The following is an 11,781-nucleotide window of genomic DNA, read 5'->3' as shown; positions in this document are numbered from 1 at the left end:
CTCGAAATTTGACGTCAAAAGTGTGGCCTGAAAAGCCCCTCACCCTCGCCCCCTTGGGTGAGAAGGTTGGGGTGAGGGGGAAAGGATTTCAAGCTGCCAATACAATCGCGATCAACCCACCCATGCGACCAAGGAATGACTACCGGCGCGTGTATGCCCCACCGAGGCGCGGTATACTGCCGCGCCTTTTTAGCGTCGCGCCAGCTACCCCGGCGTGCCTTGAAAGGTGTCTGCGAGCGACCGAAGCACCCAAGCCGCAGGCACCTTATTGAATGTTCCCGTCTTATAGAGGAGCGCGACTCATGACCGTGATCAAGCAAGACGACCTGATTCAGAGCGTTGCCGACGCCCTGCAGTTCATTTCCTATTACCACCCGGTGGATTTCATCCAGGCGATGCACGAAGCCTACCTGCGCGAAGAATCGCCAGCGGCCCGTGACTCGATGGCACAAATCCTGATCAACTCGCGCATGTGCGCCACCGGCCATCGCCCGATCTGCCAGGACACCGGCATCGTCACCGTGTTTGTGCGCGTGGGCATGGACGTGCGCTGGGATGGCGCCACCATGAGCCTGGACGACATGATCAACCAAGGCGTGCGCCAGGCATACAACCTGCCGGAAAACGTCCTGCGTGCCTCGATCCTCGCCGACCCGGCGGGCGCTCGTAGAAACACCAAGGACAACACCCCTGCCGTTATTCACTACTCCATCGTCCCGGGCAACACCGTGGAAGTGGACGTGGCGGCCAAGGGCGGCGGTTCCGAGAACAAGTCGAAAATGGCCATGCTCAACCCGTCCGACTCGATCGTTGACTGGGTACTGAAGACCGTTCCGACCATGGGCGCCGGTTGGTGCCCACCGGGCATGCTCGGCATCGGCATCGGCGGCACCGCCGAGAAAGCCGCTGTAATGGCCAAGGAAGTGTTGATGGAGTCCATCGACATTCACGAGCTGATCAAGCGTGGCCCGTCCAGCCGCATCGAAGAAATGCGTCTGGAGCTGTTCGAGAAGGTCAACCAGTTGGGCATCGGCGCACAGGGTCTCGGTGGTCTGACCACCGTGCTCGACGTGAAGATCATGGATTACCCGACTCACGCCGCCTCGCTGCCGGTGTGCATGATCCCGAACTGCGCCGCCACCCGTCACGCACACTTCGTGCTCGACGGTTCCGGCCCGGCCTCGCTGGAAGCGCCACCGTTGGACGCCTACCCGCAAATCGTCTGGGAAGCCGGCCCGTCGGCTCGCCGCGTCAACCTCGACACCCTGACCCCGGAAGACGTGCAGAGCTGGAAGCCGGGCGAAACCGTCCTGCTCAACGGCAAGATGCTCACCGGTCGCGATGCTGCGCACAAGCGCATGGTCGAGATGCTCAACAAGGGTGAAACCCTGCCGGTAGACCTGAAAGGTCGTTTCATCTACTACGTCGGCCCGGTTGATCCGGTCGGTGACGAAGTGGTTGGCCCGGCGGGCCCGACCACCGCAACGCGGATGGACAAGTTCACCCGGCAGATCCTTGAGCAGACCGGCCTGTTGGGCATGATCGGCAAGTCCGAGCGCGGCCCGACCGCGATCGAAGCGATCAAGGACAACAAAGCCGTGTACCTGATGGCTGTCGGCGGCGCCGCTTACCTGGTCGCCCAGGCGATCAAGAAGTCCAAAGTGCTGGCCTTCGCCGAGCTGGGCATGGAAGCGATCTACGAGTTCGAGGTCAAGGACATGCCGGTCACCGTTGCGGTGGACAGCAAAGGTGAGTCGGTACACATCACCGGTCCTGCGATCTGGCAAAAGAAGATCAGCGAGAGCCTGGCAGTAGAAGTGCAGTAAGCACTTCGCCGCTATGAATAAAGGCTGGCCCGTCATACGACGTGCCAGCCTTTTTTGTATCCGTCGTTTTATTTGGTGATAAAAAACGCCGCAATACATACAAATCGTTCTTGTGCACCTGTCAGATCTGACAGGTTACGCCCCATGCAATTGTTGGTAGCGTCGAGTCACCTACGCCCCCACAACTGCACCGGACGCAATCATGGCCGACCAAGAACTGAGCATCGTTACTCCGTCCATCGCCAAAAGCTCGACCATCGCCACCATCGGCAAGAGTTGGGGCAGCGTCGGCCCGACCGGCGCCGCATCGTTCGTGCTGCCTATCCCGCTTTCAGCCGGGCGTGGCTGGGACCCTCAACTGTCTCTCACTTACAGCAGCCAGGCCGGTAACGGGCCGTTCGGGTTGGGCTGGAGCCTGGGCCTGAGTCAGATTAGCCGGCGCACTAACCAAGGTGTGCCGCGTTACACCGATCATGACGAAATCGTCGGGACCGACGGCGAGGAGTGGATGCCCGAGCTTGAGGCGGACGGCCGCATCAAGTCGCGCCCTGAGTCCACTTATGACGGCGTCACCATCGGTCTACACAACGTGGTGCGTTTCTGGCCAAGGGTTGAAAGCGACTTTGCTCTGCGAGAGCTCTGGCAGCCAACGAGCAACCAACCACCCTTCTGGCTGGTGCATGGCGCCGACGGCTCGCTGCACGTCTACGGCAAAACGGCGGCATCTCGCCGAGCCGATCCGGATGACCCGCTACGCGTTAGCGCCTGGCTGCTCTGCGAAAGCATGAACACGCACGGCGAACACATCGGTTTCATTTACAAAGCCGATGATCAGCATCCCGATCCGATCAACGACTACCGCGCCCAGCGCTATCTGGAGCGGGTGTGCTATGGCAATTTCATGGCGAGCAAAGACCTGTACGCCTGGACGGTGGAAAACCTGGCGGAACTGGATTGGCATTTCCAGGTGCTGTTCGACTACGGCGAACGCACCACCTCGCTGACCCAGGTCCCGGCGTATGACGGTAAAACGCTGCAGCCCTGGCCCGTGCGTGTCGACCCCTTCTCGACCTACGGCCAGGGTTTTGAAGTCGGTACTCGCCGGCTCTGTCGGCAAATGTTGATGTTTCATCACTTCCCGTCCAGCCTGGTGGATAAACCGGTGCTGACGCGACGCCTGTTGCTGGAACACAGCGATGCCACGCCGGGTTGGTCCTTCAGCCAGATCAGCGCCGCGCACTATCAAGGCTTCGATGCCAGTGGCATGGTGGAAAACTCCCCGCCGGTGGAGTTCGACTATTCATCATTCGAGATCAATAAAATCCCCACGCGCCTGCTTGAGGCGGACCACCTGCCGGGGATTGACGACGGCGGTTTCTACCAGTGCGTCGACCTTTACGGGGAAGGCGTGCCAGGTTTTCTCTGCCGCTATGATCAGAGCTGGTACTACCGCGAACCGCTGCGCGCAGAGGCGGGAGGCGACGAAATCGGCTATGCCCCGTGGACAGCGCTGGACAAGATTCCAGTCGCCAATCGCAACCGCGCGGTGGAGCAACTGCTCACTGACCTGACCGGTGATGGACGCCTCGACTGGATCACTGCCCAGCCCGGCAACATTGGTTTCCGCACGTTGAATGCCGCACGTGAGTTCGCCGACTTTATCCCCTTCAATGCCTTCCCGCTGGAGTTCTTCCACACGCTGTCCACGTTGGGCGACCTCAGCGGTGATGGTCTGAGTTCGATTGCCATGATCGGCCCGAACTCGGTTCGGTTGTACGCCAATCGCCGCGAACAGGGTTTCGCCCCGGCCGAAGAGGTGCTGCACGGGCCGGCCAATGATCGCTTGCCCTTATTCAGCAACACCCCTACTGAACTGGTGCTGCTGGGCAATCTGTTGGGCAGCGACATGCCCGAACTGTGCCGCATTCGACACGACGAAATCCGCTGCTGGCCCAACCTCGGTCACGGCCGTTTTGGCAAAGGCCAAAAAATCAGCGACCTGCCCTTCACCTACGAGCAATTCGATTCGTCGCAGGTGCGTCTCGCCGACCTCGACGGCTCCGGCGCACTGGCGCTGATCTATCTGAAGTCCGATAGATTCGAGATCTATCTGAACCGTGGCGGCAACGGCCTGGAACAAACACCCATCAGCGTCCCGTGGCCCGAAGGCGTACGTTACGACCGTTTAAGCCAAGTGAGCTTCGCCGACCTGCAAGGCCTGGGTTGCGCCAGCCTCATCCTTACCGTAACGCATATCAAACCGCAGCACTGGCGCTACGATTTCGTTACGGCCAAGCCTTATCTTCTGACGGCCAGCAACAACAATATGGGGTGCAGTGCCAGCGTGGTTTATCGCAGTTCGGCGCAGGAGTGGCTGGACGAGAAGCAGCGATTGATTGCTCTTGAACGCCAACCGGTTTCGCACTTGCCGTTCCCGGTTACCGTGGTCAAAAAGCAGCAGCAACTGGATGAGATCACCAGCAATTGCCTGACGCAGGAGTTTTTCTGGCGCGAGGGCGTTTACGACGGCAAGGCGCGTGAGTTCTGCGGCTACGGCCAGTTGCGGCAAACCGACAGCGAAAGCGCAAGCGGTGACGACGACGTCGGGTTCAGCGAACCGGTGTGCACGCTCAGCTATTTTCTCACTAGGCAGATGAATCGCTCGCGCGACGATTATTTCAGTCAGGATGGCGAAGCGGTAGCGCTGGGCAACACGCTGTTCAGCCGCTATCACACCGCCGACGAATGGGATGAGCCGATCAGCCCGCATGACAGTGAAAGCGAGTACCAAATTGCCCGCGCACTGGTCGGTTCAGTCACCCGCATCGAAACCTACGCCGTTGCGGACGTCGACGCCCTGCCCTACGCGGTCGAAGAGCGGCGGTATCTGGTGCGTGAAGTTCGGCCCCAAGGACAATACGCGGCAGCTGTGCTGCTACCGCTCGCTCTGGAAACCATCAGCTACCAATACGACCGTATCATCGACGACCCCTTGATCCGTCACGAACTCGGTCTGCGCTGGAACGCCTACGGTCTGCCAACCCACGCGCTGACGGTGAGCTACGCACGCAGGCGTACCGACAAGGACACGCCGCCGTTTACCGATCCTGATGAGCAGCAGTGGTGGCGCGACGCTCACGACGAGGCGCAGCAGTCTTTTTACATCAGCGAAAGCCGCGCCGCTTTCATCAATCTGGATGACGATCCGCAGCGCTGGCGTCTGGGCTTGGCGTATCAGCAACGCGGCAACGCGCTGGTATTGCCCAAAGGCACGCTGCCGAGCGGCCTTGATCCAGGTCAGGTGTCATTCGACGCGCTGACAACGCATCAGGATTCCGCGCACTGGCTGGCTCAACGCGTACTGGCGACGCAATCAGTGCAACGCTACGTGACGGCCGACGGAACGCCGCTGGCGGACGGTGAAGCCAGTTTCGAAGCTCTGGCGGGGCCGCATGAACTCGCGCAACTGGACAAGACCGCGCTGGACGCTTACGACGTGCTGCCGCCGCCCTTCAACATCCGTGACGAGTTGAGAAAGATCGGTTACACAGCTATGCCGCTGCTGTTTGAGCCAACACCGCCGGTCGATGCAGAAGAGAACCTGTGGTCGTCGTCGTTCGGCTACGCCGGTTACGCCGACCTCAACGATTTTTACCAAGTCCGCGAATACAACGAAACGCCCAGCCATGGCGTGACCCACGCTTTATATGATGATTATCGACTGGCAGTCACCCGCGTCGAGCTGCCGGATGGCTGCACCACTCAGGTCGTCTACGACTATCACGCCCTGCAACCACTGAGCATCATCGATGCCAACGACAATATCCAAGAAGCGATTTACGAGCCATCCGGCCAACCGCTGGCGACCAGTTTCCACGGCACTGAAAACGGCTTGGCGGTGGGTTTTTCGCCATTGAGCGAATACCGGCGCCCCGAAGATCATCGCCCGGGTCCGGCCATCGAAGATCCTGAAGCGGCGATACAAGAAGCCGCCAGCACTCTGCGCAAAGACTTGTTCAGTTGGATGGGGCTGATTGCGCCGGGCAACCGCTCCCGCTCTGAATGGATCGCCAACGGTTATCTGCTGCCCAGCGGCCACATTCGTGCCAGCGTCCGTCGCCGACTGGCACGGCTCACCACTCTGACCCTTGCAGAACAGGCGTTGCGCGCAGCCGTCGCCAACGTTCACCGCGAGCCCGTGCACAGTGTCGTGTTCAGCGCCGACCGCTACCCCGACGACGAGTTAAAAGCGCAGATCCAGATCACCAAGGCCTGCGTCGACGGTTTCGGCCGGGCGCTGCAAACTCAGCAACTGGTTGACCCGGGGATGGCGTACAAGGTGGTGAATGGCGAGCTCGTCGTTGAGGATGGCAAGTATGTCGAGGTTTACGCCAACCCGCGCTGGCGCATCAGCGAGCGGGTCGAATACAACAACAAAGGACTACCGGTTCGCCAGTACCGACCGTTCTTTGCCGATACCCACGTTTACGTCAACGATCAATCGGTGCGAGAACTTGGCTATCGCGAAGAGTTGAGCTACGACGCGCGGGGACGTCCGATCAAACTGGTCAATGCCAAAGGCGACTTCTCGTGCGAGGCTTACTATCCCTGGCACCACATCAGCCTAGACTTCAATGACACCGCTGAATCCGCACCAGCTAAACGGCCTTTACGCTGATGAGCGCCAGTGTGCATTGGCGCACGCCAGTTCAAGACTGAGGGCCCCGGAAGTTTCAGCGTTCTTGTTTCTTGCGGCGGGCACCATGCTATGGTGCCCGCCCCACTTCCTACCTTGCTCGCCCCCGCATGCTGCCGACTTCCCGTACCCTGCGTCTGTCGTTGTATACCCTGCTGATCATCGCCGGTGCGGCGGTTGCCGCAACGCTTGCCATCCGCCACGCCGAACGTCAGGCGCTGGAAGAAGACGCGGCCCGCGCCAACCAGCAATTGGCGCTCTATGCCAATTCGCTGCACACCCTGATCGACCGCTACCGCGCCCTCCCGGCCGTGCTGGCGCTGGACCCGCAATTGCGTTCGGCACTGGCAGGTTCCGTCGATGCCGAAGAGCAAGCGGCGCTGAATCTGAAACTGGAAAAGATCAACGGCGCAGCGCAGTCCTCGACCCTTGAACTGCTCGATCACACCGGCCTCGCCGTAGCCGCGAGCAACTGGCGCCTGGCAAGCAGCTACGTCGGCCACAACTACGGCTTCAGGCCGTACTTCAGCCAGACCCGCACCCAAGGCACCGGGCGTTTTTATGCGGTGGGCGTGACCAGCGGGATTCCCGGTTATTTCCTCTCCAGTGCGGTGTTGGGCGACGACGATCAGTTTCTTGGGGCGATGGTGGTCAAACTGGAATTCCCCGAACTGGAACGCGAGTGGAGCCAGGGCAGCGACACCTTGCTGGTCAGCGATGCACGCGGAATCATCTTTATCGCCAACCAGCCCGGCTGGCGATATCGCTCGTTGCGCCCGTTGAATGCCGGCGATCTGGCCGAAATCAAAACGACGCGTCAGTACGACAAACAGTCGCTGACACCACTGACTCATCTGTCGCTGCGCCGCTTCGATGACAACAGCGATCTGCGCCGCGTCGAAGGCCCGCAAGGTACGGCGGATTATCTGTGGGAGTCGCTGCCACTGACCACCGAAGGCTGGACTCTGCACCTGTTGCGAACCCCGCGAGTGGCCTTCGAAGACTTGCGCAACGCCGGCCTCGCTGCCGCGGGCGTATGGCTGGCGCTAGTGTTCCTGTTGTTGTTCCTCAATCAGCGCTGGCGTCTGTCGAAGGTCCGTCAACGCAATCGCGAAGAACTCGAGCAACTGGTCGAAGAACGCACCCGCGAACTGCGCACCGCGCAAGAAGGCTTGGTGCAGTCAGCAAAACTCGCCGCCCTCGGTCAGATGTCCGCCGCCCTGGCCCATGAAATCAACCAACCGCTGACCGCTCAGCGCATGCAACTGGCGACTTTGCGCCTGCTGCTCGACCATGGCCGCGTCGATGACGCCTACAAGGCACTGAAACCGGTGGACGACATGCTCACACGCATGGCGGCCCTCACCGGCCACCTGAAAACCTTCGCGCGCAAGAGCCCTGGCGGTTTGCGTGAGCGTCTGGATCTGGCGACGGTGGTTGATCAGTCCCTGCAATTGCTCGACGCGCGACTGCGTGACGAACAGGTCAGCCTGGTGCTGCACCTGACCCGCCCGGCATGGGTGCGCGGTGACGCCATTCGGCTGGAACAAGTGCTGATCAACCTGCTGCGCAACGCCCTTGATGCAATGCAGGGCAAACCGTGCAAGCGCCTGGAAATCCGTCTGCAAACTGACGAGCAATTGTGGTGCCTGAGCGTCATCGATAATGGCGGCGGCATTGCCGAAGAACATCTGGGCCAGGTGTTCGACCCGTTCTTCACCACTAAACCGGTGGGTGACGGCCTCGGCCTTGGGCTGGCAGTATCCTTTGCCATCGTGCATGAATCCGGCGGTCGTCTGAGCGTCGAGAATGGCGACAGCGGTGCCGCGTTCACCCTGACTTTGCCGATTGATCTGGAGGCACACATCTGATGCTCAACTCGGTGATGGTCGTCGATGACGAAAGCAGCATTCGCAGTGCCGTCGAGCAATGGCTGAGCCTGTCGGGATTCGAGGTGCAGCTGTTCAGCCGTGCCGAAGAATGCCTTGCCGCCCTGCCCGCGCACTTTCCCGGGGTGATCCTCAGCGACGTGCGCATGCCCGGTCTCAGTGGCCTGGAACTGCTGGCCGAGGTGCAGCGCCGCGATGCCGATCTGCCGGTGATTCTGCTCACCGGTCACGGCGATGTGCCGATGGCGGTCGAAGCGATGCGCGACGGCGCGTACGACTTTCTGGAAAAACCCTTCAGCCCGGAAACCCTGCTCGGCAGCCTGCGCCGGGCCCTGGAAAAGCGCCGACTGGTCCTGGAAAACCGTGCCCTGCACGAGCAGGCCGACAATCGCGCCAAACTCGACTCGACGCTGCTCGGCGTATCCCGTGGTTTGCAGACTTTGCGCCGGCAAGTGCTGGATCTGGCCGCGCTGCCGGTCAATGTGTTGATCCGTGGCGAAACCGGTAGCGGCAAGGAACTGGTTGCGCGTTGCCTGCATGACTTCGGCCCCCGTGCGCACAAACCGTTCGTGGCGCTCAACTGCGCGGCGATCCCTGAACAGTTGTTCGAAGCCGAACTGTTCGGCCATGAGAGCGGCGCGTTTACCGGCGCCTCCGGCAAGCGTATCGGCAAGCTGGAATACGCCGATGGCGGCACGCTGTTTCTCGATGAAATCGAAAGCATGCCGCTGGCCCAGCAAGTGAAATTGCTGCGGGTATTGCAAGAGCAGAAGCTTGAGCGCCTGGGGTCGAACCAGAGCATTCAGGTGGACTTGCGGATTGTCGCGGCGACCAAACCGGACTTGCTCGACGAGGCGCGTGCCGGGCGCTTTCGCGAAGACCTCGCGTATCGCCTGAACGTCGCCGAGCTGCGCTTACCGCCACTGCGTGATCGCCGCGAAGACATTCCGCTGTTGTTCGAATCGTTCGCCCAGAGTGCGGCGCAGCGATTGGGCCGTAGCTTCCCACCGTTGACGGGTGCACAGTTGAGTCATCTGCTGTGCCATGACTGGCCGGGCAATGTGCGCGAACTGGCCAACGTCGCCGAACGGCAGGTGCTGGGCCTGGATGAACCGACACCGGGGATTGATCCGGGGCAGTCGCTGGCGGCGCAACAGGAAGCTTTCGAAGCGCAGTGCTTGCGCGCGGCACTGACGCGGCACAAGGGCGATGTGAAAGCAGTGCTTGAAGAGCTGCAACTGCCGCGGCGTACGTTCAATGAAAAAATGCAGCGGCATGGGTTGAGTCGGGAGATGTTTTTGCTGGAGTGAATGCGGCTTAGGATTTTCGGTGTGGCTGAAAACCAGCCCCTCACCCCAGCCCTCTCCCAATGGGAGAGGGGGAAAGGGAGCCAATCTTCAAGCTTTTCAAACCTGAGTTCACTTCGATTTTTCAGGTCGACGGACCTCGATTATTCAACCCGATCAGTCCCCTCTCCCTCCGGGAGAGGGTTAGGGTGAGGGGCTTCTGATCTTCACCGCCATAAGCGGAAATCCGCTCAAGCGCTTCACAACATAAGCAACAATCCGCTCAACCAATCCCGCCAATCCCTCTAAACCGCCCCTCTCCCCGTTGGCACAGCTCCTGCTACAGCCCCAGCAGGCTGCGTTTTAACGCGCTCCACAAAAACAATTAAATGAAGGATCCTTCAATGGATAACTCCAACGCCCTGCCACTTGGGTCGGCTGCCGCGCCGGCCAAAGAAAGAACCACCGCGAGCCGGATCAAATCGATCTTCAGCGGTTCCGTTGGCAACATGGTCGAGTGGTACGACTGGTACGTCTATGCCGCCTTCTCGCTGTACTTCGCCAAGAGCTTTTTCCCTGCTGGTTCCTCCACCGCACAATTGATGAACACCGCTGCGATCTTCGCCGTGGGCTTCCTGATGCGCCCGATTGGTGGCTGGCTGATGGGTCTGTACGCTGACAAAGTCGGACGCAAGAAAGCGTTGATGGCCTCGGTGTATCTGATGTGCTTCGGCTCGCTGATCATCGCGTTGAGCCCCAACTACGCAACCATCGGCATCGGCGCACCGATCCTGCTGATCTTCGCCCGTCTGCTGCAAGGCCTGTCGGTCGGTGGCGAGTACGGCACCTCCGCTACGTACCTGTCGGAAATGGCGACCAAAGAACGTCGCGGCTTCTTCTCCAGCTTCCAGTACGTAACGTTGATTTCCGGCCAGCTCATCGCGCTAGGCGTGTTGATCGTGCTGCAACAGACACTCACCACCGAGCAGTTGTACGCGTGGGGCTGGCGTATTCCGTTCGCCATCGGCGCGCTGTGCGCAGTGGTTGCGCTGTACCTGCGTCGCGGCATGGAAGAAACCGAGTCGTTCACCAAGAAAGAGAAGTCCAAGGAAAGCGCTATGCGCACCTTGATGCGTCACCCTAAAGAACTGGCAACCGTGGTCGGCCTGACCATGGGCGGTACGCTCGCCTTCTACACCTACACCACCTACATGCAGAAATACCTGGTGAACACCGTCGGCATGAGCATCTCCGACTCGACCACCATTTCTGCCGCCACCCTGTTCCTGTTCATGTGCCTGCAACCGATCATCGGTGGCCTGTCGGACAAAATCGGTCGTCGTCCGATCCTGATCGCCTTCGGTGTACTGGGCACGATTTTCACCGTGCCGATCCTGATGACCCTGCACACCATCCAGAGCTGGTGGGGTGCGTTCTTCCTGATCATGGCGGCGCTGATCATCGTCAGCGGTTACACCTCGATCAACGCGGTGGTAAAAGCCGAACTGTTCCCGACTGAAATCCGCGCCCTGGGCGTCGGCCTGCCGTATGCACTGACCGTGTCGATCTTCGGCGGCACCGCCGAATACATCGCGCTGTGGTTCAAGAGCATCGGCATGGAAACCGGTTACTACTGGTACGTAACCGCGTGCATCGCGGTGTCGTTGCTGGTGTACATCACCATGAAAGACACCCAGAAGCATTCGCGAATCGTGACTGACTGATCGGGTATTCACAGCCACTGCAACGGTGGCTGTGAGGGCCTCATCGCTGGCAAGCCAGCTCCCACAATGACAGCGTCGCTCACGAATTTTGTGTACGACGCAAACCCTGTGGGAGCTGGCTTGCCAGCGATTGGGGCGACTCGGTATCAAATCAACTCGGCAGCATTTTGCTGCTCCTGCATGAAAAATTTCTCACCCCGCCAAAACAGCGATTAATCACTGGTTAATGCTGCGCTCTCATCCTCTGTCCACCTGATCGATTACCTGCGCGACGTTCGCTCCCGATGATGGAAGTCATTAAATGCGCCGCCCTTAACATCTAGTTAATCGATGGTTTTTAGCATTATTTTGCGCTTTTTA

At 60.1% G+C, this 11,781-nt stretch carries 5 protein-coding genes; all 5 read left to right on the top strand.

Going from position 1 to position 11,781, the window contains the following annotated elements:
• The first annotated feature begins 302 nt into the window (after nt 1-302).
• The gene (locus tag ACIQVE_RS15020; protein ID WP_402809571.1) at nt 303-1,826 is read left to right on the top strand and encodes a fumarate hydratase; all 1,524 of its coding nucleotides are present in this window, start codon (nt 303-305) and stop codon (nt 1,824-1,826) included.
• Between the two features lie 202 nt (nt 1,827-2,028).
• The gene (locus ACIQVE_RS15015; protein ID WP_402809567.1) at nt 2,029-6,504 is read left to right on the top strand and encodes a SpvB/TcaC N-terminal domain-containing protein; all 4,476 of its coding nucleotides are present in this window, start codon (nt 2,029-2,031) and stop codon (nt 6,502-6,504) included.
• Between the two features lie 128 nt (nt 6,505-6,632).
• Nucleotides 6,633-8,393 carry an ATP-binding protein gene (locus tag ACIQVE_RS15010; protein ID WP_402809565.1) on the top strand — a complete coding sequence of 587 codons (1,761 nt, stop codon included), beginning with the start codon at nt 6,633-6,635 and terminating at the stop codon, nt 8,391-8,393.
• On the top strand, nt 8,393-9,721 hold the full coding sequence (locus ACIQVE_RS15005) for a sigma-54-dependent transcriptional regulator (RefSeq protein WP_402809564.1): 1,329 nt from the start codon (nt 8,393-8,395) through the stop codon (nt 9,719-9,721). Before ACIQVE_RS15010 ends, ACIQVE_RS15005 begins: the two co-directional genes overlap by 1 nt.
• Nucleotides 9,722-10,101: 380 nt before the next feature.
• Nucleotides 10,102-11,421 carry an MFS transporter gene (locus ACIQVE_RS15000; protein ID WP_150601687.1) on the top strand — a complete coding sequence of 440 codons (1,320 nt, stop codon included), beginning with the start codon at nt 10,102-10,104 and terminating at the stop codon, nt 11,419-11,421.
• The last annotated feature ends 360 nt before the right edge of the window (nt 11,422-11,781 follow it).

It is taken from the genome of Pseudomonas sp. NPDC098747 (assembly GCF_044760045.1).
In the GTDB taxonomy this organism is placed as follows: domain Bacteria; phylum Pseudomonadota; class Gammaproteobacteria; order Pseudomonadales; family Pseudomonadaceae; genus Aquipseudomonas.
This window is presented reverse-complemented; position numbering and strand designations above follow the sequence as displayed.

What these genes read in the sequence shown, in the direction of transcription:
- ACIQVE_RS15020 (WP_402809571.1), top strand. Translation starts at nt 303, where the DNA reads ATGACCGTGATCAAGCAAGACGACCTGATTCAGAGCGTTGCCGACGCC.
- ACIQVE_RS15015 (WP_402809567.1), top strand. Translation starts at nt 2,029, where the DNA reads ATGGCCGACCAAGAACTGAGCATCGTTACTCCGTCCATCGCCAAAAGC.
- ACIQVE_RS15010 (WP_402809565.1), top strand. Translation starts at nt 6,633, where the DNA reads ATGCTGCCGACTTCCCGTACCCTGCGTCTGTCGTTGTATACCCTGCTG.
- ACIQVE_RS15005 (WP_402809564.1), top strand. Translation starts at nt 8,393, where the DNA reads ATGCTCAACTCGGTGATGGTCGTCGATGACGAAAGCAGCATTCGCAGT.
- ACIQVE_RS15000 (WP_150601687.1), top strand. Translation starts at nt 10,102, where the DNA reads ATGGATAACTCCAACGCCCTGCCACTTGGGTCGGCTGCCGCGCCGGCC.